Origin of the sequence: Microbacterium sp. NPDC076895 (genome assembly GCF_040687115.1) — a bacterium.
GTDB lineage: Bacteria > Actinomycetota > Actinomycetes > Actinomycetales > Microbacteriaceae > Microbacterium.
This window is the reverse complement of record NZ_JBFBMQ010000005.1, coordinates 176,220-202,244: the sequence shown is the minus strand read 5'-3', so window position 1 is coordinate 202,244 and position 26,025 is coordinate 176,220. Positions and strand designations below refer to the sequence as shown.

Annotated in this window: 23 protein-coding genes and 2 tRNA genes; 15 read left to right on the top strand and 10 right to left on the bottom strand. The window is 66.4% G+C overall.

Annotated elements, in window-relative coordinates; genetic code table 11:
• Positions 1-99 precede the first annotated feature (99 nt).
• A complete protein-coding gene (locus AB0O89_RS06520; RefSeq protein ID WP_363495312.1) occupies positions 100-1,971 on the top strand; it encodes a glycosyl transferase in 1,872 nt (623 codons plus the stop codon).
• The gene (locus AB0O89_RS06515) at positions 1,968-2,918 is read left to right on the top strand and encodes a tetratricopeptide repeat protein (protein WP_363495309.1); all 951 of its coding nucleotides are present in this window, start codon (positions 1,968-1,970) and stop codon (positions 2,916-2,918) included. The genes AB0O89_RS06520 and AB0O89_RS06515 overlap by 4 nt, the downstream gene beginning before the upstream one ends.
• A gap of 23 nt (positions 2,919-2,941) precedes the next feature.
• Here the strand turns inward: AB0O89_RS06515 and glgB are convergent, their stop codons facing one another.
• From glgB to glgX, 3 genes are all read right to left on the bottom strand, one after another.
• Positions 2,942-5,110 (bottom strand): 1,4-alpha-glucan branching protein GlgB, encoded by a 2,169-nt coding sequence (glgB, locus tag AB0O89_RS06510; RefSeq protein ID WP_363495306.1) that lies wholly within the window; start codon positions 5,108-5,110, stop codon positions 2,942-2,944.
• Positions 5,107-7,068, bottom strand: coding sequence for a maltotransferase domain-containing protein (locus tag AB0O89_RS06505; RefSeq protein WP_363495353.1), 1,962 nt, complete (start codon positions 7,066-7,068; stop codon positions 5,107-5,109). Before AB0O89_RS06505 ends, glgB begins: the two co-directional genes overlap by 4 nt.
• Positions 7,069-7,270: 202 nt before the next feature.
• Positions 7,271-9,373, bottom strand: coding sequence for a glycogen debranching protein GlgX (gene glgX, locus AB0O89_RS06500; protein ID WP_363495303.1), 2,103 nt, complete (start codon positions 9,371-9,373; stop codon positions 7,271-7,273).
• A gap of 107 nt (positions 9,374-9,480) precedes the next feature.
• On the opposite strand from glgX, the gene AB0O89_RS06495 reads away from it, so the two are divergent.
• The 4 genes from AB0O89_RS06495 to AB0O89_RS06480 are packed head-to-tail and all read left to right on the top strand — an operon-like array spanning position 9,481 to position 14,696.
• Positions 9,481-10,668 carry a cysteine desulfurase family protein gene (locus AB0O89_RS06495; RefSeq protein ID WP_300594039.1) on the top strand — a complete coding sequence of 396 codons (1,188 nt, stop codon included), beginning with the start codon at positions 9,481-9,483 and terminating at the stop codon, positions 10,666-10,668.
• Positions 10,669-10,677: 9 nt separating this feature from the next.
• Entirely contained in the window at positions 10,678-11,775 is a 1,098-nt protein-coding gene (gene mnmA / locus AB0O89_RS06490) for a tRNA 2-thiouridine(34) synthase MnmA (protein ID WP_363495300.1), read from the top strand.
• A 40-nt stretch (positions 11,776-11,815) separates the two neighbouring features.
• Positions 11,816-14,149, top strand: a complete 2,334-nt coding sequence (ligA, locus tag AB0O89_RS06485; protein WP_363495297.1) for an NAD-dependent DNA ligase LigA — start codon at positions 11,816-11,818, stop codon at positions 14,147-14,149.
• Between the two features lie 58 nt (positions 14,150-14,207).
• On the top strand, positions 14,208-14,696 hold the full coding sequence (locus AB0O89_RS06480; RefSeq protein ID WP_363495294.1) for a DUF4262 domain-containing protein: 489 nt from the start codon (positions 14,208-14,210) through the stop codon (positions 14,694-14,696).
• A gap of 11 nt (positions 14,697-14,707) precedes the next feature.
• Here the strand turns inward: AB0O89_RS06480 and AB0O89_RS06475 are convergent, their stop codons facing one another.
• Both AB0O89_RS06475 and AB0O89_RS06470 read right to left on the bottom strand, forming a co-directional pair.
• Entirely contained in the window at positions 14,708-16,408 is a 1,701-nt protein-coding gene (locus AB0O89_RS06475) for a long-chain-fatty-acid--CoA ligase (protein WP_363495350.1), read from the bottom strand.
• A gap of 53 nt (positions 16,409-16,461) precedes the next feature.
• Positions 16,462-17,019, bottom strand: coding sequence for a TetR/AcrR family transcriptional regulator (locus AB0O89_RS06470; RefSeq protein ID WP_363495291.1), 558 nt, complete (start codon positions 17,017-17,019; stop codon positions 16,462-16,464).
• 87 nt (positions 17,020-17,106) lie between these two features.
• Here AB0O89_RS06470 and AB0O89_RS06465 point away from each other — a divergent pair, with 87 nt between their 5' ends.
• The 4 genes from AB0O89_RS06465 to gatB are packed head-to-tail and all read left to right on the top strand — an operon-like array spanning position 17,107 to position 21,015.
• The gene (locus AB0O89_RS06465) at positions 17,107-17,610 is read left to right on the top strand and encodes a DoxX family protein (protein WP_363495288.1); all 504 of its coding nucleotides are present in this window, start codon (positions 17,107-17,109) and stop codon (positions 17,608-17,610) included.
• 53 nt (positions 17,611-17,663) lie between these two features.
• Complete coding sequence (gene gatC, locus AB0O89_RS06460) at positions 17,664-17,963, top strand: Asp-tRNA(Asn)/Glu-tRNA(Gln) amidotransferase subunit GatC (protein ID WP_363495285.1); 300 nt, start codon at positions 17,664-17,666, stop codon at positions 17,961-17,963.
• Positions 17,960-19,483, top strand: coding sequence for an Asp-tRNA(Asn)/Glu-tRNA(Gln) amidotransferase subunit GatA (gene gatA / locus AB0O89_RS06455; RefSeq protein WP_300592614.1), 1,524 nt, complete (start codon positions 17,960-17,962; stop codon positions 19,481-19,483). Before gatC ends, gatA begins: the two co-directional genes overlap by 4 nt.
• On the top strand, positions 19,483-21,015 hold the full coding sequence (gene gatB / locus AB0O89_RS06450) for an Asp-tRNA(Asn)/Glu-tRNA(Gln) amidotransferase subunit GatB (protein ID WP_363495281.1): 1,533 nt from the start codon (positions 19,483-19,485) through the stop codon (positions 21,013-21,015). The genes gatA and gatB overlap by 1 nt, the downstream gene beginning before the upstream one ends.
• A 19-nt stretch (positions 21,016-21,034) precedes the next feature.
• Here gatB and AB0O89_RS06445 read toward each other — a convergent pair whose 3' ends face one another.
• Entirely contained in the window at positions 21,035-21,619 is a 585-nt protein-coding gene (locus AB0O89_RS06445; RefSeq protein ID WP_363495278.1) for a DUF2202 domain-containing protein, read from the bottom strand.
• Between the two features lie 125 nt (positions 21,620-21,744).
• On the opposite strand from AB0O89_RS06445, the gene AB0O89_RS06440 reads away from it, so the two are divergent.
• The 3 genes from AB0O89_RS06440 to AB0O89_RS06430 are packed head-to-tail and all read left to right on the top strand — an operon-like array spanning position 21,745 to position 23,951.
• Positions 21,745-23,007, top strand: coding sequence for a DNA polymerase IV (locus tag AB0O89_RS06440; RefSeq protein WP_363495275.1), 1,263 nt, complete (start codon positions 21,745-21,747; stop codon positions 23,005-23,007).
• Between the two features lie 58 nt (positions 23,008-23,065).
• Positions 23,066-23,386: a hypothetical protein gene (locus AB0O89_RS06435; RefSeq protein WP_195691589.1), complete on the top strand. Its 321-nt coding sequence runs from the start codon at positions 23,066-23,068 to the stop codon at positions 23,384-23,386.
• Positions 23,361-23,951, top strand: coding sequence for a hypothetical protein (locus tag AB0O89_RS06430; RefSeq protein ID WP_363495272.1), 591 nt, complete (start codon positions 23,361-23,363; stop codon positions 23,949-23,951). The genes AB0O89_RS06435 and AB0O89_RS06430 overlap by 26 nt, the downstream gene beginning before the upstream one ends.
• A gap of 21 nt (positions 23,952-23,972) precedes the next feature.
• Here AB0O89_RS06430 and AB0O89_RS06425 read toward each other — a convergent pair whose 3' ends face one another.
• The 4 genes from AB0O89_RS06425 to AB0O89_RS06410 all read right to left on the bottom strand — a co-directional run bounded on the left by AB0O89_RS06425 (position 23,973) and on the right by AB0O89_RS06410 (position 25,221).
• On the bottom strand, positions 23,973-24,476 hold the full coding sequence (locus tag AB0O89_RS06425) for a DUF2017 family protein (RefSeq protein WP_363495269.1): 504 nt from the start codon (positions 24,474-24,476) through the stop codon (positions 23,973-23,975).
• A complete protein-coding gene (gene clpS, locus AB0O89_RS06420; RefSeq protein WP_363495266.1) occupies positions 24,473-24,775 on the bottom strand; it encodes an ATP-dependent Clp protease adapter ClpS in 303 nt (100 codons plus the stop codon). The genes AB0O89_RS06425 and clpS overlap by 4 nt, the downstream gene beginning before the upstream one ends.
• Positions 24,766-25,116, bottom strand: a complete 351-nt coding sequence (locus tag AB0O89_RS06415) for a metallopeptidase family protein (RefSeq protein WP_300593556.1) — start codon at positions 25,114-25,116, stop codon at positions 24,766-24,768. Before AB0O89_RS06415 ends, clpS begins: the two co-directional genes overlap by 10 nt.
• Before the next feature lie 29 nt (positions 25,117-25,145).
• Positions 25,146-25,221, bottom strand: a tRNA-Arg gene (locus AB0O89_RS06410).
• 63 nt (positions 25,222-25,284) lie between these two features.
• Here AB0O89_RS06410 and orn point away from each other — a divergent pair.
• Complete coding sequence (gene orn, locus AB0O89_RS06405; protein WP_363495263.1) at positions 25,285-25,908, top strand: oligoribonuclease; 624 nt, start codon at positions 25,285-25,287, stop codon at positions 25,906-25,908.
• A gap of 36 nt (positions 25,909-25,944) precedes the next feature.
• Positions 25,945-26,020: transfer RNA gene (locus AB0O89_RS06400), tRNA-His, on the top strand.
• Positions 26,021-26,025: the final 5 nt, after the last annotated feature.

Here is a 26,025-nt window from a genome sequence, read left to right as displayed (position 1 = left end):
GATGCACCGCCTCCCTGGGGACTTTCAGGACATGTTCGCTAGTCTGAAATGTCGAGTTTCCGGTGTGCGACGACGTCCGCGCGCCGAGGAAGGTTTTTCGTGCGTTTCGTATGGGCTGTGGTCGCGCTGGTTCTGGCGACCGTGATGATCGGGGCGGGGATCGCCCAGCGGACGATCTTCCAGGGCCCACGCTCCACGACAGCCGATATTTCGATCACTCAAGATGAGCCGTATCTGGTCATTGATGGTGCGGTGTTGACCGCGAATCCCGGTTCCCAGACGCTACGCGTGCTCGGCGATGGTTCGGTGTTCGCCGCCTACGGTCGAACGGCTGACGTGCAGGCGTGGCTTGCAGACGCCACCTACAACCAGGTCGTGCAGACCGAGGATGGGGCGCTCGTCACCGAGGAGGTCGAGCCGACGCCTGAGCCCGAGCCGACTGTCGCCCCCACCGCCACGCCGGCAACCGACGCGCCGGCCGGCGATGGGGCTGCGACGGGGGATGCCGCGGCCGAGCAGGGAACAGCCGAGGAAGCGATTCCCGGGCGGAACCCAGCGGGCTCTGACCTCTGGCTGGATGAGTACCAGCAAGACGACCTTGTCATCGCGCCCCTGCAGCTTCCCTCCGACATGAGCGTCATCATTGCCTCGGACGGAACGGAACCTGCCCCGACGACAGTGAGCGTCACCTGGCCGATCGAGAACTCCACGCCGTGGGCCGGTCCCCTTATCGTCGGTGGCGGCATCCTAATGGCCGTCGGTGTTGTGCTGTACGTGCTCGGCATCCGTCATGTGCGCCGTTCACGTGGCCCGCGCCGCAAAGGTCTGCCGCTTCCGGTCACCGAGCCGATCGATCTGTCTGTCGCTGAGGCTGACAAGGGCGTGATCAGTGCCGGTAAGCCGCGGCGCGCGCTGGGGCGCGGACGCACCTCCTTCCTGGCGATCCCCGTTGTCGCGGTAACCGTTGGTCTGCTCTCTGGCTGCACGTCGGATGCGTGGCCGCAGCTAGTGCCGTCTGAGACACCGAGTCCGACCGCGTCGGTCATCGTGCCGGAGGGTCAGCAGGCCCCAGCGGTTACCAAGCAGCAGGCAGAGCGGATCGTCGAGCAGGCGGCTCAGACTATCGCTCAGGCTGATGAGGCGAAGGATGCCGACCTCGCCGCGACCCGGCTCGACGGAGCGCTCTTGGCTGAGCGCAAGACGAACTACACCCTGCGGGCGGCGATCGCCGACTATGGGATGCCGACCGCCGTTCCCGGCAAGCCCGTCGAGGTCGTCTTGCCGCAGGCCTTCAACGGCTGGCCGCGCTCGTTCCTCGCTGTCGTCACGGATGACGAAGCCAACACCTCGAGCATCATGGTGCTCACACAGGCCGATCCGTGGACTCCCTACAAGGTGAGCTATCTTGGCAACCTCGGTGGCAACACGCTGATGCCCGAACTTGCGCCGTCGTACATTGGCGCCAGTCAGCTCGCTCCCGACTCGCCGTTCCTGCTGCTGCCTCCCGACGAACTTGCCTCCGCCTATGCTGACGTGCTCGATAAGGGCGACGAGTCGGAGTTCGCCGGCATGTTCGACGAGCAGAGCGACCTGTTCCGTACTGGAGTCATCGCCGACCGGCAAGACCGGCTCAACGAGTTCAACGAGACGGCGAAGGACACGGGCAGCCTGACTTTCAGCGCTGCCGCCGGTGAGTTCGCTCCGTTTGCGATCGCCACGCTGGAAAGTGGAGCGATCGTCGCGGTCAGCATCGCCGAGACCGACACCGTCAAGCCGACCAACCCAGACGCGGTCATCAAGTTGAACAACAACGCGACGGTGAAGACCCTCGCTGGCGCTGACCAGTCGGCATCCGGGTTCTCGACGACCTTCAGCGATCAGCTCTTCTTCTACGTGCCGGAGAAAGGGTCGAGCGAACCGATCCGTCTTCTGGGCTACTCGAGTTCGATTCTGAAAGGCTCTGTGCTGTGACACTTCCCGGCTCCAACGTTCCTCTCCGGGGCGCCGTCGACCTCTCAGCCCTGCGCAACCGTCCGGCAGCTCCGTCCCCGAGCGATCCTGCCGCTGACGCTCCTGCAGGCGGAAACGCCACACGCCTGGTGATCAACGTCACCGACGCCATGTTCCCCGAGGTTCTCGAGCTGTCCAAGACGGTGCCCGTGGTCGTTGACCTCTGGGCTGAGTGGTGCGGGCCCTGTAAACAGCTCAGCCCGGTGCTCGAGCGCGTTGTCACCGAGTACGCGGGTCGCTTGGTGCTGGCGAAGGTCGACGTCGACGCCAACCCGCAGCTGGCTCAGGCATTCCGTGCGCAGTCGATTCCGATGGTCGTCGCCCTGGTCGGCGGTCAGGCAGTTCCCCTGTTCACGGGCGCCGTTCCCGAACAGCAGGTGCGCGACGTGTTCGCCCAGCTCTTGCAACTGGCCGCGCAGAACGGCGTCACCGGATCCGTCGGGGCAGGCGAGCAAGATGCTGCCGACGAGGATGGTGCTGCTGTCGAACCGGCGCTGCCGCCGCTGCACGCCGAGGCGTTCGCCGCGATCGAGTCTGGCGACTATGCGGCGGCAATCTCTGCGTACGAGCGTGCTCTCGCCGAGAATCCACGCGACACGGATGCGCGAGCGGGACTTGCTCAGGTGCAGCTGCTCTCGCGGGTCCAGGATGCCGACCTCCAGGCTGCGCGTACGGCCGCAGCCTCTGCACCGACCGATGTCGACGCTCAGCTGCTGGTCGCCGACCTCGATCTAGCAGGTGGCCACGTTGAGGATGCCTTCGACAGGTTGCTCGATGTGTTCGCGGCGCTGCCAGACGATGAGCGTGTCCCCGTTCGAGAGCGTCTGCTCGAGTTGTTCGGCATCGTGGGTGACGACGACCCGCGCGTCATCCGGGCGCGCAGTCGCCTCGCGTCACTCCTGTTCTGACCCGGCTACAGGTCCGCGCTGTGTCAGTCGCGGATCGTTGAGGGAACCCGCGCCTGGGGGTCATAGCGCAGCCAGATGACGCTCGTGGCCGGCAGCACCATTGACGCTCTACCGTCCTCCGTGGCAACAACCATCCCGAGATTGCCAACGCCAGCACCCCCGTATTCGTGGGCATCGGTGTTGAGGATCTCGCGCCAGACTCCACCGTGGGGCAGATCGAGCGCGTAGTTCGAGAGCGTCGACCCCGAGAAGTTGCACACTGCGGCGACGATGTTGCCGTCCCAGTCCCGTCGGGTGAAGGCCAGTACGTTCGGGTTCCACGTCGGAGCGCCGATGCGCGAGAACGCAGACCCGTCGTTGTCGCGACTCCACAGGGGCGGGTTCGCGCGGTAAGTGCCGTTCACGGCACCGACGAAGTCCTGGAGCTGGCGGTGGCTCGGCTGGTCGAGGGTCCACCAGTCGAGCCCGCGCGATTCGGACCACTCCGCCATCTGCCCGAACTCCTGCCCCATGAACAGCAGCTGCTTGCCGGGGTGCGCCCACATATAGGCAAGAAACGCACGCAGATTCGCCAGTTTGGCGGCATGATCACCCGGCATCCGAGAGAACAGGCTTCCCTTGCCGTGCACGACCTCGTCGTGGCTGATGGGAAGCACGTAGTTCTCGCTGAACGCGTAGACGAACGAGAAACTCAGCTCACCCTGGTGGTACGAGCGGTACAGCGGGTCCCGCTTGATGTATTTGAGGCTGTCGTTCATCCACCCCATGTTCCACTTGAACCCGAATCCGAGTCCGGCGTGGTCGGTAGGGGCGGTGACGCCCGGGAAGCTCGTCGACTCCTCTGCCATCATGCTGATGCCGGGGAAGGTCTTGTAGCACGTGGCATTGACCTCTTGCAGGAACCGGATGGCCTCGAGGTTCTCTCGCCCGCCGTGGATGTTCGGCTCCCACTCGCCGGCGTTGCGAGAGTAGTCGAGGTAGAGCATCGAGGCGACGGCATCCACGCGAAGCCCATCGACGTGGAACTCGTCGTACCAGTAGAGCGCGTTGGCGACCAGAAAGTTACGGACCTCGTTGCGTCCGTAATCGAAGATGAGCGTTCCCCAGTCCTTGTGTTCACCGCGACGCGGGTCGGGGTGCTCGTACAGCGCCCGGCCGTCGAACTTCGCGAGTGCGAACTCGTCCTTCGGGAAGTGCCCGGGGACCCAGTCCATAATGACGCCGATGCCCGCCTGGTGCAGGCGGTCGATGAGGTACTTGAGGTCGTCGGGGCTGCCGAACCTGCTCGTGGGCGCGAAATAGCCGGTGACCTGATACCCCCACGACCCGCCGAACGGGTGCTCGGCGAGGGGAAGGAACTCCACGTGGGTGAAACCGAGTGCGTTGACGTGCTCGATGAGCGGGTCCGCTGCATCGCGATACGACAGGCCGGGACGCCACGAACCGAGGTGCACCTCGTAGATCGACATGGGCTCGGTCACGGGGCGGCTCTTGGAGCGCCGCGCGATCCAGCCCGAATCATCCCAGCGGTACGAGGATGCCGTGACCACCGATCCGGTGGCCGGCGGAACCTCGGCTCGCCGCGCCAGCGGATCCGCCTTCAGTCGCCACTGCCCGTCCGGCCCTTGGATCTCGTACTTGTAGACGGTTCCCTCGCCCACAGCCGGGATGAACAGCTCCCAGACCCCCGAGTCGCCCATCGAGCGCATCGCGTGGGCTGCACCATCCCAGCCGTTGAAATCACCGACGACGCGCACAGCGCGGGCGTTCGGCGCCCAGACGGCGAACGACGTGCCGTGGCTGTCTTCGTGGGTGCGCACGTGAGAACCCAGGACATCCCAGAGCCGTTCGTGACGTCCCTCGCGAATCAGGTGCAGATCGAGTTCACCGATCGTCGGGGAGTGGCGGTAGGGGTCGTCAGCCCGGTAGTCGGGCCCGTCGTCGTAGGACGCGTCGATTCGGTACGAACCGAGCGGTCCGGTGACCGTGCCCTCCCAGATGCCCGCAGCGACGTGTTCGAGCCTGGCGCGTTTGCCCCCATCGAACACGGCAGTGACGGTCGCCGCGAGGGGCCGGCGGGTCCGAATCACCCAGGTGTTCTTGCCCGCGGGATGGATGCCGAGAACGCTGTGCGGGTCGTGATAGCTGCCGTGCGCGACGGCGTCGAGCGTGGCGGGGTCGATCGTGGTCATCGCTGTGCCTCAATCCGAAGGATGTGCACGGGCTCGCGGAAGGCGTCGAGCCGCACGTAGTTGTGGTCTGCCCAGGTCCACTGCGCCCCCGTGATCAGGTCGGTGACACCGAACTGCTCGCCCGGCTCGACGCCCCACACGCGAGTGTCCAAGTGGACCGTGGTCTCGCGCACAGAGTGGGGGTCGACGTTCACAACCACCAGGATCGTGTCGGGTTCGCCGGATGGGGAGAGCGCAGCGTCCAGGTGCTTCGAATAGACGAGTATCGCGTCGTCATCGCTCCAGTGGACGGTGAGATTGCGCAGCTGACGCAGCGCCGGGTGTTCGCGGCGGATCTCGTTGAGCCGCGTGAGGAACGGGGCGAGGGACGAGCCCGACGCATCGATCGCGTCCCAGTCTCGGAACTTGTACTCGTACTTCTCGTTGTCGATGTTCTCTTCGGACCCGGGTCGGGCGACGTTCTCGAAGAGTTCGTAGCCGGCATACACCCCGTAGACGGGCGCCGCGGTCGCGGCGATAGCGGCGCGGATGACGTACGCTGCGTGCCCGCCATACTGCAGGTACTCGGTGAGGATGTCGGGGGTGTTCACGAACAGGTTCGGCCGCAAGAAGTCGGCGGTCTCGTGGGCGAGAGAGGAGAGGAACTCCTCGAGCTCCTCCTTCGTGTTGCGCCAGGTGAAATAGGTGTAGCTCTGCTGGAAGCCCGCCATCGCGAGCCCCTGGAGAGGAGCCGGGCGTGTGAAGGCCTCGGCGAGGAAGACGACCTCCGGGTGCTCGGCGTTCACCTCGTGGATCAGCCATTCCCAGAACTGGAGGGGCTTGGTGTGGGGGTTGTCGACGCGGAAGATGCGGACGCCCTGCGCGATCCAGTGGCGAACGATGCGCAGCACCTCTGCGCGAATCCCCTCGGGATCGTTGTCGAAGTTGATCGGGTAGATGTCCTGGTATTTCTTCGGGGGGTTCTCGGCGTACGCGATCGACCCGTCGGGAAGGGTCGTGAACCACTCCGGGTGGCTTGTCACCCACGGGTGATCGGGGGATGCCTGCAGCGCGAGGTCGAGGGCGACCTCGAGTCCCTCGGCGGCAGCCGCTCGGACGAACGCGCGGAAGTCGGCGAGAGTGCCGAGGTCGGGGTGCACCGCGTCATGCCCGCCCTCTGCTGCGCCGATCGCCCACGGTGAGCCGGGATCGCCTGGCCCCGGGGTCAACGTGTTGTTCGGGCCCTTGCGGTTCTGTTGTCCGATGGGATGGATCGGGGGCAGGTACACAACGTCGAAACCCATGCGCGCGACCGCAGGAAGGCGCTTGCTTGCGGTGCGAAAGGTGCCGCTCTTGACGGTGCCGTCCTTGCGGAGCTTCGCGCCCTCGGAGCGGGGGAAGAACTCGTACCACGCCCCGACTCCGGCGCGCTCGCGCTCGACGAGCAGCTCATGGTCGCGGCCGATGGTTACGAGGGACTGCAGCGGGCGAGCCGTGAACGCCGCCTCCAGACGCGGATCGTCGATGAGGCTGAGCGGGTCGCTCACGGCATCCGAACGGAACTGGTCTGCCATCTCAGTGAGCAAGCGGCGCTCGGCTGCCGGTCGGCCGCGTTCGTCGGCACCCCGCTCGCACAGCAGAGCACCCATCTCCAGCATGAGGGGGACATCGACGCCGGCGAGCACCTTGACGTGGGCCGCGTGGTGCCAGGTGGCGAAGTCGTCGGCGAAGGCCTCGAAGTGGAACCTCCAGATCCCTTCCTCGAGGAGCACGACATCGGTCCACCAGCGGTCGAAACCGTCACCTGCGGGCTCCAGACGGTGAAGGGACTCGTCGCCCGACGGTGAGGTCAGGCGTAGGTGAACACCGATGCGATCATGACCCTCGCGGAATGCCGTGACGCCGAAGGCGACGGCTTCCCCGTGAAAGGCGCTGGGGTTATAGCGTTCGTCAGGGGTGTCGGGGCGGGGTCGCACCATCGGGATGCGTCCCATCGCGGCGTCAGCTGGCGGTGCGAGCGGTGAGGCGGGGCGCACCGGGATTGCGGTGGCGCTTCGCCACGGTCGAGAAACGGGGGAGCGTCTGCTGGTTGCCACGTTTCGAACCTACCCCGCGCACCACCGGCGGGAACAGGTGTGGACAGGCGCCGCGCCGTCGGCAACAATGCGCGCCCGACAAGGCTCAGGCCGGGTCGGCGACGAACAGGCGCATCGAGGTCGGGCCGAGTTCGACGGATGACCCGGGCTCGTGCGAGCTGATCTCGGTCGACGGATGTTCGTCTTCGCTCGACCAGACTGTGCGGTAGCGAGCGACGCCGTCGACGCGCGGCAGCAGCACAGTCGCCGAACGTTCGGTGCCGTGCACCACCAAGAGAGTTCGGTTGGGTTCCTCCACCTCGGGAGTGGAGGTAGCCAGGTACTGCAACGTGCGATGCGTCGGATCAGCCCACCGCGCGCCCGACATCATCTCGCCGTGCTCGTCATACCAGTCCATGACGGATGCCGACGGCGTCTCCTGGTCGTCGCGCGCGAACCGACTCGGACGCAGCGCGGGGTTCTGTGCGCGCAGGGCCAGGAGTCGCTGGACGTGGGCGAAAAGGTCTGCCTGCCACGGCGCGTGCTCCCACGGCAACCAGGTCAGCGGGCCGTCGTGACAGTAGGCGTTGTTGTTGCCGTGCTGCGTTCGTCCGAACTCGTCACCCGCGGTGATCATCGGGACTCCCGCAGAGAGCAGTAGGGTGCCCATCAGATTGCGCATCGCCCGGCGGCGTGTGGCGAGGATGAATGGATCGTCCGTCTCCCCTTCGGCGCCGTGGTTGAACGACCGGTTCGTGTCCGCGCCATCGCGATTGTGCTCGCCGTTCGCAGCGTTGTGCTTGACGTCGTAGGAAACCAGATCGTGGAGGGTGAAACCGTCGTGCGCCGTGACGAAGTTCACACTGGCAAGTGGGCCACGCTCGGCGCTGAACGTATTCGATGAGCCTGCGAGGCGCGTCGCGAACCCGCCGACCCCCACGGGTGCAGTCGTGGCGCGACGGCCATAATCGACATCGCTGAGCCAGAAATTGCGCACGCGATCGCGATAGCGGTCGTTCCACTCCAACCAGCCCGGACCGAAGCTGCCCGTCTGCCATCCGCCCATCCCGACGTCCCACGGTTCGGCGATCTTCTTGACGTCGGCAAGCGCGGGGTCGTCGACGATCGCGCGCAGCAACGGATGCTCGGGCGTGAACGCGTGTTGGCTGTCACGCCCGAGGGTCGTGGCGAGGTCGAAGCGGAACCCGTCGACCTGCACGTCGTTCGCCCAATACCGCAGAGAGTCGAGGACGAGGCGGGAAGCGGCATCCGTGGCAGTATCCACGCTGTTCCCGCAGCCGGTGACGTCGATGTACGAGCCGTCGGCGTGCTGGCGGTAGTACCCGCGGTTGTCGATACCGCGGAAGCTCGACCGCGGTCCGCCGATTTCGGCTTCGGAGGTGTGGTTGTAGACGACGTCGAGGATCACCTCGAGGCCTGCTTCGTGCAGGAGCTTCACCATCCCCTTGAACTCCCGCAGCACCGCCTCAGGACCCCGGCGCCGGTTCTCTTCTGTTGCGTACGCGGCGTGCGGGGCGAAGAAGCCCACAGTGTTGTATCCCCAGTAGTTCGTGAGTCCCAGCTCGAGCAGGCGAGGCTCGGTCGCGAACTGATGGACCGGGAGCAGCTCAATGCTGGTGACACCGAGTGTCGTGAAATGCTCGATCATCGCTGGGTGTGCGAGTCCCGCGTAAGTGCCGTGCAGGGCGGGGGGCACCTCGGGATGACGCTTGGTCATCCCCTTGACGTGACCCTCGTAGATGACCGTGCGGTCCAGAGGGATAAGGGGTTTGCGCGCGCCGCACCAGTCGAAGTCGCCAGCGACGACGACGGACCGCCAACCGCTTGAGCCGCTGTGCACGAGACCGCGCGCGTAGGGATCGATCAACAGCGATGACCGATTGAAGGTGTTGCCGGGGCCGGCGGGTCCGTCGACCTGGATCGCATAGTGCGTTCCCTGCCGAAGACCGCGTGAGAACCCCGACCAGATATCCCCCTCGGTCCGCGAGAGCGCAACGGTTTCTACGACCCAGTCCAGGTCGTCGCCGTCGAAGATCAGCAGGTCGATCGAGGATGCGTGCGCCGACCAGATCCGAACCGTGCCGCCCCCGTCATGCAGCCGGACGCCGAGGTCATCGAACCGCGACGACAACAGACCGGCGTCGGTGGTGTCGGCGCGCGAAAGTACAGCTGACTCGGGGATCGGCATGCGTAGAGCATAACGACGGAGCGGGGACCACCGGCCCACCCTCGGGGGCTGTCGCTCCCTCGGCGGCTGTCGCGCCCCGGTACCGGGGTCAGTGGCACAGTGGAGTCGTGAGCATCTATTTGGATCACGCCGCGTCGACTCCGCTGCGCCCTGAGGCGCGCGAGGCCTGGCTGGAGGCGAGTGCGGTCGTCGGCAATGCGTCGTCGATCCACGCGAATGGCCAGAGCGCTCGGCGAGTCCTGGAGGATGCGCGTGAGCGGCTCGCTGCCGCGGTGGGGTGCGATCCGATCGAGATCGTGATCACCTCCGGCGGAACCGAAGCCGTGAACCTCGCCCTGAAGGGGCTCTGGCAGACGCGCCGCTCGGGAACATCTGACATCGTGCTTCCTGACGGTGAGCACCATGCATCGATCGACCCGGTGGAATGGATCGCTCGGCGCGATGGTGCAGGCATCCGGAGCGTGTCGCTGACACTCGCTGGACGCATCGACACTTCCGAGTTCGCGGCGGCTCTCCCGGGCGCTGCGTTGGCAACGGCTCTTGTCGCCAACAACGAGGTGGGTACGGTCAACCCGGCTGCCGGCCTCGCCGAGGCCGCCGCCTCAGAGCGTGTGCCGTTGCATCTGGACGCCATTGCGGCGTTCGGGCATGTGCCGGTGTCTTTCGCGCAGCTGCGGGGCGATGCTCGCCCTGGCGCCGGACTGCTCGCCATGAGCGTGTCGGCGCACAAGGTCGGTGGCCCCATCGGAGTCGGCGCACTCGTGGTCGCGCGTTCTGCCCGATTGGATCCGCTGCTGCACGGCGGGGGCCAGCAGCGAGGGTTGCGCTCGGGGACGCAGGATGTCGCTGGAGCTGCGGCATTCGCGGTGGCTGCTGAGCTCGCAGTCGCGGAACTTGCCGAGGAGTCAGAGCGCTTGTCGGTGATGCGCGACAGGCTGATCGCGGGAGTTCTCACAACGGTGCCCGGTGCCGAGCTGCTCGGCGATTCGGTCGATCGCCTCCCGGGAAACGCGCACATTCTCTTTCCCGGCGCATCGGGGGAGTCGCTTCTTTTCCTCCTCGACATGGCGGGTGTCTCGGTATCGACGGGGTCGGCGTGTCAGGCGGGTGTTCCCGAGCCGTCCCACGTCGTGACGGCGATGGGCAGAAGCGAGCGCGAAGCGCGTGAGGTTCTGCGGTTCACGCTGGGGCGCTCCACAACGGATGCCGACATCGATGCAGTCCTTCGCGTGCTCCCCGACGCGGTCGAGCGCGCGCGGGCGGCATCCGGTCCCCGTCCAGACGGCCGCTCGTAGACTGGGACCATGCGTGTTCTGGCGGCGATGAGTGGCGGAGTGGACTCCGCGGTGGCTGCTGCGCGCGCCGTGGATGCCGGACACGAGGTCGTCGGGGTGCATCTCGCGCTTTCACGTGCGGGCGGGACGCTGCGCACGGGAAGCCGAGGATGTTGCACGATCGAGGACGCGATGGATGCCCGCCGCGCGGCTGATCGCCTCGGCATCCCGTTCTACGTGTGGGACTTCTCGGAGCGGTTCCGCGACGAGGTGATCGACGATTTCATCGCCGAGTACCGCGCGGGGCGCACGCCCAATCCCTGCATGCGCTGCAACGAGAAGATCAAGTTCGCAGCCCTCCTGGAACGGGCGATCGAGCTCGGCTTTGACGCCGTCTGCACCGGCCACTATGCGACGCTCGTCGAGACGCCGGAAGGCCGCGAGTTGCACCGCGCCTCCGATGCCGCCAAGGACCAGTCGTACGTTCTCGGTGTTCTCGACGCCGATCAGCTCGCGCACTGCCTCTTCCCGCTCGGCTCGACGCCCTCGAAGGCGGTCGTTCGCGCCGAGGCCGAGGAGCGAGGCCTGACGGTCGCGCACAAGCCCGATAGTCACGACATCTGCTTCATCCCGGATGGCGACACGAAGGGGTGGCTCGCCGAGCGCGTCGGTGTCGCGGAGGGGCCCATCGTCGATCGCTCCGGTGCGCAGGTGGGAACCCACGACGGTGCCCACGCCTATACGGTCGGGCAGCGGCGCGGACTCGCGCTCGGAACTCCTGCTCCGGATGGCAAGCCGCGGTTCGTTCTCGAGATCCGGCCGGTGACGAACACGGTGGTCGTGGGACCCAAGGAGGCTCTCGCAACCGCCGAGATCGCGGGATCGAGGGTGAGTTGGGCAGGACGTGCGCCGGGTGCGGCATCCTTCCCGTGCGACGTGCAGATCCGGGCTCACGCCGATCCCGTGCCGGCGCGCGCGGAGCTCGTTGACGGCGAGGTCGTTGTGACCCCGGATGAGCCCTTGGACGGTGTCGCCACCGGGCAGACGGCGGTGCTCTACGACGGCACCCGGGTGATCGGCCAGTTCACGATCGATCGCACCCGCTCGGCCGTCCCCGTCGAGGTCTGAGCCTCCGCGCGGTGTCGTGGGCCCTGCCTAGACTTCACTCGTGGCCACGAACGACGCTTCCTCTGCATCTGCGACGAGCACCGACGCGGAGCTCGCGCGGCTCAGTCTCGATGATGCTCGTGCCGAGGCTGCGCGTCTAAGCGATCTGATCGTCGACGCGCGCGACGCGTATTACGGCCGGGACGAGGTTCTCGTCGACGACGCCACCTACGACGGGTGGATGCAGCGTCTCGAGGCGGTGGAGCGTCTGCACCCGGAGGTTCAGGGGCAGGACTCTCCGACGCTGTCGGTGGGCGCGGCATCCGGCACGCTCTTCGCGCCCGTCGAGCACGCCGAACGGATGCTGAGCCTTGACAACGTCTTCAGCGAAGAGGAGTTCCGTGCGTGGGCAGCTCGTGTGCAGCGCGACGTCGGTGGTTCGGTTCACTATCTGTGTGAACTCAAGATCGACGGTCTCGCCCTGTCACTGCGCTACGAGCGCGGACGACTCGTGTCGGCTGCCACGCGGGGTGACGGTCGCGTGGGGGAGGACGTCACCGAGAACGTTCGGGACGTTGCGGGGATCCCGACCGCGCTTGCCGGCTCAGGGCATCCGGAGCTCGTCGAGGTGCGAGGAGAAGTGTTCTTCACGGTCGCGGACTTCGCGTCGCTCAACGCCTATCAGGAGTCGGTGGGCGACCGGCTGTTCGCGAATCCGCGGAACGCCGCGTCCGGGTCTCTGCGCCAGAAGCGCGACGGTAAGAACGAGCGCCAACTCGAGGCGATGCACGAGCGGCTCTCGCGACTGCGCCTGACCGTCCACGGCATCGGTGCGTGGCCGAATCCTCCCGTGGCGACCCAGAGCGAGGTCTATGGCCTGCTGGAGTCGTGGGGGCTACCCGTGAGTCGTTACTTCACGGTCGCTGAATCCGTCGATGCCGCTGCCGACTACATCCGTCACTACGGCGAGCACCGGCACGATGTCGAGCATGAGATCGACGGTGTCGTCGTCAAGGTCGATGAGCTGGCTCTGCACGACGAGCTGGGCGCGACCAGCCGCGCCCCGCGGTGGGCGATCGCGTACAAATACCCGCCCGAGCAGGTGAACACGAAACTGCTCGACATCGTGGTGTCGGTCGGTCGCACCGGTCGAGCAACGCCCTTCGCGGTCATGGAACCCGCGCGGGTCGCCGGCAGCGTCGTGCGCCAGGCGACGCTGCACAATCAGGATGTCGTGAAGGCCAAGGGCGTGTTGATCGGCGACACGATCGTCATCCGCAAGGCCGGCGACGTCATCCCAGAAGTTCTGGGCCCGGTCGTGGAGCTGCGTGACGGCAGCGAACGCGCATTCGTCATGCCGACGCACTGCCCCGAATGCGGCTCTCCGCTCGCCCCAGCGAAGGACGGCGACATCGACCTGCGGTGCCCGAACACGAGATCGTGTCCCGCTCAGGTGCGGGGGCGTGTGGAGCACATCGGGTCGCGGGGCGCTCTCGATATCGAGGGTCTCGGCGAGGTGTCAGCCGCGGCGCTGACGCATCCGTTGCGGCCCGAGGTGCCGCCGCTGGTCACCGAAGCCGGCCTCTTCGATCTGCGTGCCGAGGACCTGTTTCCGATCGACGTCGAGGTCCGGGATGCTGAGACGGGACTCGTTCGTCTCGATGCTGACGGCGAGCCGGATGCGCGCAGCCCGTTCCGTCGTCAGCGTAAGGCTCCCCTGGAAGGCCGTGCGCCGACCCCGTCGCGCCCCGATCCTGTTTTCGATCCCGACGGGCCGTTCGATGGCGATGCCGACTTCATCCTGTCCGCGGCGGCGCATGAGCTGCTCGAGAATCTCGGACGCGCCAAGACGAAGGAGCTGTGGCGCTTCCTCGTCGCGTTGAGCATTCGTCACGTCGGCCCGGTCGCCGCCCGCGCGCTGGCGCAGTGGTTCGGGTCAATCGATGCGATTCGTGCAGCGTCCCGTGAAGAACTCGCCGCAGTCGAGGGCGTCGGCCCGATCATCGCCGACGCGATCATCGACTGGTTCGAGGTCGACTGGCACGTGGAGATCGTTGAGCGGTGGGCGGCTGCCGGAGCGCAGCTTGCCACTCCCGGGCATCCGGGTCCGGGTGCTGCTGTCGCCTCGGGCGGCGTGCTCGAGGGCGTCACGGTTGTGGCTACCGGAACTCTTGAGGGATACACCCGCGAGGGTGCACAGGAGGCGATCATGGCTGCCGGTGGGAAGGCTGCCTCGAGCGTGTCGAAGAAGACGGATTTCGTCGCGGCGGGACCAGGCGCGGGTTCGAAGCTCGCGAAAGCCGAGGAGCTCGGCATCCGCATCATCGATGCAGCGCAATTTCGCATCCTTGTCGAGCAGGGTCCTGCGGCGCTGGGGGAGTGGTCGGGCGCATAAGTCAGTGTCGTACCTTTGTTCTAGTCTCGGTATCAAGGTCACTGAGGGAGGACAAGATATGAGCGCAATGGACGCCGCGACGCAGGCATGGCTCGACCAAGAAGATCGCTACACCGTCGAGACCATTCGCAAGCACGGTACGTACATCCAATACGTCGGCGGGGATGGGGACCTTGAGTGCGCGCCGTTCGCCTACACGGTTGGCCTGTATGGGATCGGTCATCCTGAGCTCGTGATTCTTGGTGTGCGGGCCGAGACTGCGGCAGCGGTTCTCAACGATCTGTCCGGGCGTATCCGAGAGGGATCCGATCTCGTTCCGGGCGAGATTCTGAGTTTCGAGGCATGGCAGCATCGGGTCCGCGTTGAGGTGGTTCCCAACCCGGGCGAGATCGCCTTCGCCGCCAATCGGTTCTACGAGCGACCGGACGCGTTCTCGGTTCCGCTTCTCCAACTCACCTATGACGATGTCAACGGCCACTTTCCGGACGAGGCGGGCTACTCGATTCCCGTCTGGATTCAACCGCGGCCTGGGCAGTGGCGAGCCTGATACCGCAGGGCTTACTCCTCGCCCGAGAGCTCCAGGAGCTTGGTGCGGACCTGTCGGCGCAGCACCTTGCCGATCAACGACTTCGGCAGCTCGTCGACGACGAAGATTCGCCGCGGGACTTTGTAGGGGGTGAGGATGCTGCGCGCGAAGTCGCGGATCGCCGTCTCGTCGATCTCGTCGACGCCCGGATCGAGCACGATCGCTGCGACGACCTCCTCGCCGGAGCGATCCGAGGGCAGCCCGACGACAGCGACATCGGCGACCGCCGGATGCTGTCGTAGCACTGCCTCGACTTCGGTCGGGGCGACGTTGAAGCCCCCGGTGATGATGAGTTCCTTGATGCGATCGACGATCCGCACAAATCCCGCTTCGTCGATCGTGACGATGTCGCCGGTGCGGAACCAGCCGTCCACGAAAACTTCTTCGGTCTCTTCGGGTCGGCCGTAGTAGCCCGAGAACACCTGGGGACCGCGCACGATGAGCTCGCCGCGCTCCCCGGGCGCGACATCCACGGTCGGATTGTCGGGGTCGACGACCCGGCACTCGGTGCCCGGGAGGGGCAGCCCCACGGTTCCGGGGACGCGATTGTCGGCAACCGGATTGGCCATCAGTACGGGGGAGCATTCGCTCAGTCCGTACCCCTCGACGAGGTATCCGCCGGTTTCGGCCTCGAACGGCACGACGAGCTCGTGGGGGAGTGCCATCGCTCCCGAGATCGCGACGCCGGTGCCTGCAAGCGAGATCCCCGTGCGCTGGGACTCCTTCAAGAGCCGATCCGCGATCGGGGGAACGAGCGGCAAGAAAGTCGCAGGATGCTTCTTCGTGACCTCGAGCACCATGTCGGGATCGAATCGGGGGAACAGCACCAGGCGTGCACCCATCGACATCGCGAATGTGAGGCACAGGGTCAGCCCGTAGGCGTGGAACATCGGCAGGACCGCGTAGACCACGCATCCTTCACCGCGATGGATCGTGGGGACCCACGCTCGCGCCTGTGCCGCGTTCGACAGCAGATTGCGGTGTGTCAGCGACGCGCCCTTGGGGCTGCCCGTGGTGCCGCTCGTGTACTGGATGAGGGCGAGATCGTCGGTCGAGGGTGACGGATGCGTGGCGGGAAGTGGCTCGTGACCGACGACGTCATCCCAGCTGACCGCGCCGCTGACTCGCTCGGTCAGCGCAGTGCGCGCCTCGCGTGCCTTGGCGATCGGGAGCTTGAGTGCCAGCTGCATCGTCCGGGGCATGGCCTTGGTGATGTCTACAGAGATCAGCGTCTTCACCCGCAGGTCGCGCGGGAACTCCTGGACCGTGCGCACGACCTTGCTCCAGACAATCGCGTGCTTGGCGCCGTGGTCTTCGAACTGCTTGCGCAGCTCCCTCGGCGTATAGAGCGGGTTGTGCTCGACGACAACGGCGCCCAACCGCAAGATGGCGTAGAACGCGACGATGTGCTGCGGGCAGTTGGGCAGCACGATCGCGACCGGGTCGCCTGCTCGAACGCCGTGTGCGTGCAAGGCGGCAGCGGCGCGCTGAATCTGCTCGTCGAGCGACCGGTAGCTCGTCGTGCGTCCGAAGAACTGCAGCGCCGGTGCGTCGGGATAGTCCCGGACGGATGCTGCGACGATGTCGATCAGTGACCCGCTGACCGGCTCGAGGTCCTCGGGGACCCCCTCCGCGTAGCTGGCGATCCAAGGGCGGGGCGGGTCGTACGGCATCACGGCATTCAGCCTAGGGGGGAGGGCGCCGCCTCTGAAGGTCCGGCCCGCGGTCAGTTCGTGTCGAAGGTGAGATGCCGCACGATCGCGCGAGCGCGTGAGTCGGGATCGGGAGGAAGCGGCGTTGCGCCACTCAGCCAGATTCCGGCGAGACCGTGCACGACAGCGAACGCAGCGTACGCTGCGTCGCGCGCTCCCTCGCTCTCCGACCCGTCGGCGCGGGCATCAGCAACGGCCCGCTCGAGGATGCTCCATGTCGCCATTCGCGCGGTAGTGAGCGAGGCGTCCTGTTCATCGGTTAGTCGCGGTGTCCACATCACGGCGTAGTGTCCGGGGTGGGCCAGGGCCCAGGTCACGTAGGTCACGCCGTGGTCGTAGATGTCGCCGCCCACCTCTGTCAACGCCGCACTGAGCAGGGTGAATCCTTCGGTAGCCAGCGCCGTCATGAGATCGCGCCTGGTGGGGAAGTGGTGGACGGGCGCGGCGTGGCTCACGCCGGCGCGGCGCGCGAGTTCACGCAGCGTCAGAGCATCGGGGCCGGACCCTGCGGCGACTCGAGCGGCCTCCGCCAGAAGCTGCCGCCGAAGGTCGCCGTGGTGATAGTTCGCCATAAACAGACCTTAACTTGTCATTGACAAGATAAGCGAGCGTCGGGCAATCTTGTCAGCAACAAGTTTACTTTCCGAAAGGACATGACCATGGCACTTCTCATCCCGCTTGTCCTCGTGACCGGACTGGTGCGACTGGCCACGTGGGTGCTCATCTCGCGCGGCGTGACTCGAGTTCACCCGTGGGCCTCGTGGCCTGCGGCGGCAGGCGCAGGACTTGCGGCGGTGCTCTTGTTCGCGAGCGTGACGCAGTTCGTCGAACCGCAGCGCTCGGGACTGGTCGCCATCGTGCCGGAGTTCGTCCCATTCCCCGACCTCGTCGTCACAGCCACGGGCATAGCGGAGATTGCGCTCGCCGTCGGGCTCGTCGTGCCGCGAACCCGGCGATGGGCCGCGTGGGGTGCTGTGCTGCTTCTGGTGGCAATGTTCCCAGCCAACATCGTCGCGGCCGCCGGAGTAGACAACCCTGCCGCGCCGTCGACGCCACTCCTTCCACGAGCGATGATGCAGATCGTCTTCATCGCGAGCGGGATCGTGGCGGCGCTCCCGGCTCATCGACTCACCGTGCACCGGGCTGAGCGCTCTGCGGCGTGATGCCGGGAGAGGGCTCGGCGGGGGCGCGCCATCGCCCCGCCTAGAATGGTCCGGTGTCTGAAATCACCCCCGATCTCGTGCGCCATCTCGGTGTGCTCGCCCGGATCCGCCTGAGCGACGACGAGGTTCAGCGCCTCACCGGTCAGCTCGACGCGATCGTCGACAACATCGCCAAGGTGTCTCAGGTCGCCACTCCCGAGGTGCCCGCGACGAGTCATCCGATCGCCCTGCGCAACGTGTTCCGCGCTGATGTTCCCGGCGACATGCTCACCCCCGAGCAGGTGCTGCAGAACGCCCCGGATGCCGCAGACGGCCGCTTCCGTGTGACCGCGATCCTGGGAGAAGAGCAGTGACAGACCTCACCCGACTGACCGCAGCCGAACTGGCATCCTCGCTCGCTTCTGGCGAGATCTCGAGTGTCGAGGCCACGCGCGCCCACCTCGATCGGATCGCAGCGGTGGATGCCGACATCCACGCCTTCCTCCACGTCAGCGACCAGGCGCTCGAGGTCGCTGCCGGCATCGACGCCCGGCGCGCGGCAGGCGAGGAGCTTCCCGAACTCGCCGGCGTCCCCCTCGCCATCAAGGACGTGCTGGTTACGACCGATATGCCCTCGACGAGCGGCTCTCGCATCCTCGAAGGATTCATGTCGCCCTACGATGCGACAGTCGTTGCTCGCTCACGTGCTGCCGGTCTCGTGCCACTGGGCAAGACCAACATGGACGAGTTCGCGATGGGTTCATCGACCGAGCACTCGGCATACGGTCCGACGCATAACCCCTGGGATCTTGAGCGGATCCCGGGTGGGTCTGGCGGCGGTTCTGCGGCGGCGGTGGCAGCGTTCGAGGCGCCGCTGGCTCTCGGCTCTGACACGGGCGGCTCGATCCGTCAGCCCGCTCACGTCACCGGCACGGTGGGCCTTAAGCCCACGTATGGCGCCGTGAGTCGGTACGGGGCGATCGCTCTGGCTTCCAGTCTCGATCAGGTCGGACCGGTCACGCGTACGGTGCTCGACGCGGGCCTGCTGCACGACGTCATCGGTGGACACGACCCTCACGATTCGACCTCGCTCGCCGAGGACTGGCCGTCGTTTGCGGATGCCGCACGCGAAGGAGCCCGCGGCGACGTGCTGAATGGTCTGCGCGTCGGCGTCATCCGGGAGCTGCCCGACAGCGGTTTCCAGAGCGGCGTGTCTGCGTCGTTCCGCGCTGCTCTGGCGCGCATGGAGGCGCACGGCGCCGAGATCGTCGAGATCAGCGCGCCCCACTTTGAGTACGGCGTCGCGGCCTACTACCTGATCCTGCCGGCCGAGGCATCCAGCAACCTCGCGAAGTTCGACTCTGTTCGTTTCGGACTTCGCGTCGACGTTCCGGGGGGAACGGTCGAAGATGTGATGGCGGCGACCCGAGATGCCGGTTTCGGAGACGAGGTCAAGCGCCGCATCATCCTGGGCACCTACGCGCTGAGCGCTGGGTACTACGACGCGTACTACGGGTCCGCGCAGAAGGTTCGCACGCTCATCCAGCAGGACTTCGACCAGGCATTCGCGCAGGTCGACGTGATTGCCACTCCCACCGCCCCGACCACAGCCTTCCGTTTGGGGGAGAAGATCGACGACCCGTTGCAGATGTATCTCAACGACGTCGCGACGATCCCTGCGAACCTGGCCGGCGTGCCCGGGATCTCGCTTCCCTCGGGCCTGTCGGCCGACGATGGACTGCCGGTCGGCATCCAGTTCCTCGCCCCGGCGAGGCAGGATGCCCGGCTCTACCGTGTCGGTGCGGCGCTCGAAGCGCTGCTTGTCGACGAGTGGGGCGGTCCGCTGCTTGATCGTGCCCCGGTGCTGGGCGCTGCGACGGGAGGTCGTGCCTGATGGCTACCGCAAAGCTCATGGACTTCGACAAGGCTCTCGAGATGTTCGAGCCGGTGCTCGGGTTCGAGGTGCACGTCGAGCTGAACACTGAGACCAAGATGTTCTCGGCGGCCGGCAACCCTGCTCACGCGTCCAACCACAGCGCTGAGCCGAACACGCTCGTCGCGCCGGTCGACATGGGCCTGCCTGGCGCATTGCCGGTCGTGAACGAGACAGCCGTGCGCTCCTCAATCAGCCTGGGCCTTGCCCTCGGCTGCTCGATCGCGCCATCGAGCCGGTTCGCGCGCAAGAACTACTTCTATCCCGATCTCGGCAAGAACTATCAGATCTCGCAGTACGACGAGCCGATCGCTTTCGAGGGGAAGGTTGAGGTCGAGCTCGAAGACGGCACGATCGTAGAAGTTCCCATCGAGCGCGCGCACATGGAGGAGGATGCCGGAAAGCTCACCCACATGGGAGGCTCCACCGGTCGCATCCAGGGCGCCGAGTACTCGCTTGTCGACTACAACCGTGCGGGCGTTCCGCTGGTTGAGATCGTGACCAAGCCCATCTATGGCGCTGAGCACCGCGCGCCCGAAATCGCCAAGGCGTATGTCCGGACCATCCGTGACATCGTGCTCTCGCTCGGCATCTCCGAGGCGCGACTCGAGCGCGGGAACCTGCGTTGCGATGCCAACGTTTCGCTTCGGCCGCGTGTTGCGGCCGGTGAGCCGCCGGCGCCGCTCGGCACGCGCACCGAGACCAAGAACGTCAACTCGATGCGCTCGGTCGAACGGGCAGTGCGCCACGAGATTCAGCGGCAGGCCGCGATCTTGGCTGCCGGAGGCACGATCACGCAAGAGACCCGGCACTGGCACGAAGACACCGGCACGACGTCGCCCGGTCGCCCGAAGTCGGATGCCGATGACTACCGCTACTTCCCCGAGCCCGACCTGCTCCCCGTCGAGCCGTCAGCTGAGCTGATCGAGGAGCTTCGTGCCGCGCTCCCCGAGGCGCCCGCCGCGCGTCGCCGGCGACTGAAGGCCGAGTGGGGCTTCACGGACCTCGAGTTCCAGGATGTCGCCAATGGCGGCATCCTCGCCGAGGTCGAGGCCACGATCGCCGCGGGTGCGTCGCCGGCGTCAGCGCGCAAGTGGTGGACCGGCGAGATCGCCCGGATCGCCAACGCTCAGGACCGCGAAGCGAGCGACCTCGTCTCGCCTGCGGACGTCGCGGCCCTGCAGGGGCTCGTCGATGCGGGAACACTCACCGACAAGCTCGCCCGGCAGGTGCTGGAGGGTGTCATCGCCGGCGAGGGCACGCCGCAGGAGGTCGTTAACGCGCGCGGGCTCGCGGTCGTGTCGGATGACGGCGCGCTCATCGCGGCGATCGACGAGGCGCTCGCGTCGCAGCCTGACGTGCTCGAGAAGATCCGCGACGGCAAGGTCCAGGCTGCCGGCGCCATCATCGGCGCGGTGATGAAGGCGATGAAGGGCCAGGCCGACGCTGCGCGCGTGCGGGAGCTGATCCTGGAGCGCGCTTCGCAGTCCTGACCGGCGAAGATCTGCTCGATCAGGCTTGCCGCTCGAACGCAGCCAGGTGGTTCTCCGAGCCCCTCAGCAGGCGCTCGACGACGACCGCAACATCATCGGGAGCGCCATCGAGAGTGCTCTGCAGGTCGGCGATATCGGTCTGCTCGATGAGTATGCCGACGTCGATCGCAGCCGCGCGGGACTGGCTGCCTTCGGCCACGAGCTGGTCGTAGAGCGCCTGGAGGTCGGGGTCGGTGAACACGCCGATCTCGTCCGAGCGCGGATCGGCAATGTCGTACTCCACGAGGAGTGTTGCTACGGCATCCTGATGCGAGATCTCGGACGCTGCGATGTTCGTGAAGACGTTGCCGCCCCAGAGGTCGCCGAGAACGGTGTAGACGTCGTGCGCGAGCTTCTCCTCTTCGATGAGATAGAGCAGCTGGGCGTCGACGTCACCTGAGGAGGCGTCGGCGAGCGGGGGCTCGGTCGACGTCGGTAGGTTCTCGGTCGTCGGCGCCGCGGAAGCGTCAACAGGGGCGCTGCGCGGCGTCGCCGTGCATGCCGTCAGCCCCACCATCGTGAGCGCGGCCGTCGCGACGGTGAGCGAACGGAGAGAAGTAATCACGGTGTGCTCCTTCGGATTGCGTGCTGGATACCCCCTAGGGTATTAGCTCTCGCTTGATGCCGGCTGTCTGGTCATGATGCGAACGCCGAGAGAGCACTGTCGGAGGTGCGGGCGAGAATGGAGTCATGGGACGAGGGGACGGCAGGAATCGCCTCGTGTCGCGCGATGACGCGGATGACACCGGCGCCGACATCCTTCACGTCGACATGGATGCGTTCTACGCTGCGGTCGAGGTGCTCGATGACCCGACCCTCGCGGGAAAGCCCATCATCATCGGTGCGCCCGAGAGTCGGTCGGTGGTGTCCAGTGCTTCGTACGAGGCTCGTGCGTTCGGCGTCCGCGCCGCGATGCCGGTCGGCCAGGCGCTGCGTCTGTGCCCCCAGGCGATCGTCGTGCCGCCCCACTTCGACCGTTACGTGACGCTGTCACGCGAGGTCATGCGCGTCTTCCACGACATCACGCCGATGGTCGAGCCGCTCTCGATCGATGAGGCCTTCCTGGACGTGCGAGGAGTGCGGCGCCTGTGGGGTTCTCCCGGAACGATCGCGCGGATGCTTCGCGCCCGCGTGCGTGACGAGACTGGCCTGACCTGTAGCGTCGGCGCCGCAGCCACCAAGCACGTCGCGAAGATGGCTTCGACGCTGAGTAAACCGGATGGCCTTCTGATCGTTGCCGAAGCCGACACCGCAGCGTTCCTCGCGCCACGTTCGGTGCGCGCGCTATGGGGAGTGGGACCGAAGGCTGCCGAGGCACTCGAATCGCGAGGCATCCGTACGGTGTCCGACGTGTTGGACACACCGCAGGCCGTTCTCGAGCGCGCCCTGGGTGCAGCGATGGGGGAGCGCGTGTGGAACCTCGCGCGTGGACGCGACGCGCGGGAGGTCACGGCGACCCGTGTTGAGAAGAGCGTGGGGCACGAGGAAACCTTCCACACCGATATCAGCGACGCTGCAGTCCTGCGATCGGAACTGCGTCGCCTGGCAGACCGGGTGGCGGCGCGACTTCGTGCGGCATCCTGGGAGGCCGGCGCCGTGGCGATCAAGGTGCGATTCGCTGACTTCAGCACCGTTTCCCGCTCGCGCAGCCTCCCTGAGCCGAGCTCGGTCGGGCAACGTATCGGGGAGGTCGCTCTGGAACTGTTCGACGCGATCGACAGGCGCCTCCCCATCCGACTCGTGGGCGTCCGCGCCGAGAAGCTACGTACCCTCAGCGAGTCAGCGCCCACCCTCTGGGACGATGACGGAGAGTGGCGGCGCGTCGAGTCCGCGCTCGACACTGCCGCGGCGCGGTTCGGTCGAGGGGCCATCACCCGCGCAACGCTGATCAGCGAGCGCGGCGGCGGCACGCTTCCCTCCAACCCCCGCCTACCTCGCGATGATCCGCGCTGACCAGGATCGGATCGAGGTCGCCCTGTCTTCGAGGGTCTCGGGCCGGTAGCGTGGGGCTATGCCCAACATCGCGCTCGAACTTGGCAAACAGGCAGCATCCTTCGGCGTCTCCGGGATCTACGGAGAACAGCAGGACGTCGACGGCATCAAGATCATCCCGGTCGCCCTCGCATCCTCGGGGTTCGGCGGAGGCTCGGATGAGGGCGGCAACGGCGGCGGCGGCGCCGGCGGCACGGCGATCCCGATCGGCGCATACATTCGCCGCGGCGATGACCTGCGCTTCGAGCCCAACCTGATCTCTCTGCTCGCCGTCGGAATCCCATTCGTGTGGGTCGCCGGCCACGTTCTCATTCGTGTCATTCGCGCGCTCAAGAAGTGACGACCCGGTCGGTCAGGTTCTGACCGATGCCACCGACGTCCTGCGCGACGACATCCTGGCACGTGCCGCGCCGTCGCCCGTCATCCTGATCGATGGGCGCAGCGGGGCCGGCAAGACGAGTCTGACCCGCCTCCTTCTCGAGCGCTGGCCGTTGGATGCCGCGCCTCAGCTGCTTGCTCTGGATTCGACCTACCCGGGCTGGGATGGCCTGGATGCCGCCGTCGAGGATGTCACGCACAACGTCCTCATCCCGCACGCTGCCGGGCAGCAGGGGCGTTGGCGACGGTGGGACTGGGGTGCGGGTGAGTACGCGGAGTCCCATGGTGTTGACCCCGGTCTGCCGCTCGTGGTCGAAGGATCCGGCATCCTCACCCCGGCGAGCGCGGTGCTCGCCGGTGTGCGGGTGTGGGTCGAATCGCCGGCGGATTCGCGGCGAGAGCGGGCCTTGGAGCGCGATGGGGACACCTACCGACCGCACTGGGAGCGTTGGGCGCGGCAGGAAGACGATCACATCACTCGTGATGAGCCCGCGGCGCACGCTACGCGAGTCTTCGTCGTTCCCTGAGTCGACCCGCGTCGCGCCCGGTCAGAATTCGCCGGAGTCCGCGTCGATCGCGGTGATGAGGCTGTCGAGGCGGTAGCCGAGCCAGTCGTAGATCCCGAAACGCGGATCAGCGGCGTCGTGGTCGTCGTCGGTCTGAATCCCGAGCCGCGTCGCCAGCACGAGCCGAATCGCCGACAGCGTGCGCAGCAACGCGCTCACGTCATCGGCGCTCGCGTGCACGACAACCTCTTCCGTGAGTTCCGGGTCATCGGATGCGACCGGCAAGGTCGGGAGCGTCGGGCGCAGGATGCCGAGGACGGTCTCCGCATCCGCATGGCGGCGGTCGAGGAGCTCGCGCTCGGTCAAGCGACGGAACTCGCGAGCCGCAGCGTCATCGTCGAGGTACCCCTCGGGGACGAGGCGTGCCACGGCATCATCGCTTGCCGCATCGGTCGTGGCATCGAGGAGGTCCCGGAACTGCTCCGTCATCTGCGAGAGGTGCAGAGCCTCGATGCGCGTGATCGCCATCACGAGTTCGCGAGTCATGCCGGAGCCCTCCGCACGGTCGCCGAAAGCCCGTAGTCATGCATGGCATGAACGTGAAGCTCCATCTGCTCGCGCGCGCCTTCAGCGACCACGGCGTGACCCTCATGATGCACGGCGAGCATCAGAGCCTCGGCCCGCTGCGCGCTGAAACCGAAGTAGCTTCGAAAGACGTGGGTGACGTAGCTCATGAGGTTGACGGGGTCGTTCCACACGACCGTTTGCCACGGCGTGTCAGCGGCGTGGCGTGTGTCGACATCCTCATCAGCTCGAGGCAGTGTCGCGCTGTTCATCAAGCCCATCCCAACTCGTGGAGTCGGTCATCGTCAATCCCGTAGAAGTGCGCGATCTCGTGCACGAGAGTCGTGTGGACCTCAGCGCGAAGTTCGTCCAGATCATCGCACGCCGCCAGGTGGGCTTCACGATAGACGATGATCCGATCGGGGAGCTCACCCACGCCATATCGGTCGCGTTCGGTCAGCGCCCACCCGTCGTAGAGGCCCAGGAGGTCGAGAGAACCATCCTCGCCGCGGTCTTCGACCACGAAGATGACGTTGTCGAGTCCGTCGACCATGTCATCGGGCAGCCGGTCCAGTTCCTCGACGACCAGGTGCTCGAACGCGTCGGCATCCATCTCGATCATCGTGCCCCCGCGCCTTCCCGCCACTCATCTGGTGCCCCCGACTGGACTCGAACCAGTAACCGTCGGATTAGAAGGCCGATGCTCTATCCATTGAGCTACGGAGGCGCATCCACCAGATTACCGGGAGCCGCCGCGGGTGCCGTGAGTGCCAGCTCTAGGATGGGCGGCATGGCTTCGAGCGAGAACGACCGGCTGGTATGGATCGACTGTGAGATGACCGGACTGGATCTCGCCGTCGATGAACTCGTCGAGATCGCTGTCATCGTCACCGACTTCGAGCTGCGTCCGCTGGATCCCGGCTTCCAGATCGTGATCAAACCCGACGCCTCCGCACTGGCGAACATGAACGATTTCGTCACCGCTATGCACGAGAAGTCTGGCCTGCTCGAGGAGATTCCGAACGGCGTCAGTGTCGCCGAGGCCGAGTTCGAGGTTCTTGAGTACATCCAGCGCTTTGTGCCGCTCGAAGGCAAGGCGCCGCTGGCGGGCAACACGATCGGCACCGACCGGATGTTCCTTGCCAAGTACATGCCTCGCGTCGATCGGTGGCTTCACTACCGCAACGTCGACGTCTCGAGTGTCAAGGAGCTCGCCAGACGCTGGTACCCGCGTGCCTACATCCACGCGCCGGCGAAGGATGGCGGTCACCGCGCCCTCGCCGACATCAGCGAGTCGCTGCGCGAGCTTGCCTACTACCGCAGCGTCGTGTTCGTTCCGGAGCCGGGTCCGACCAGCGATGAGGCCAAGCAGGCCGCGGCTGCCGCCGTGTCGGCGTTCGCCCCCGGCGTGTGAGAGAATCTTTTGGTTGCGCACTCCGGTGCGCACATGGTGGGTATAGCTCAGTTGGTAGAGCACCTGGTTGTGGTCCAGGGGGTCGCGGGTTCAAGTCCCGTTACTCACCCCAAGTAG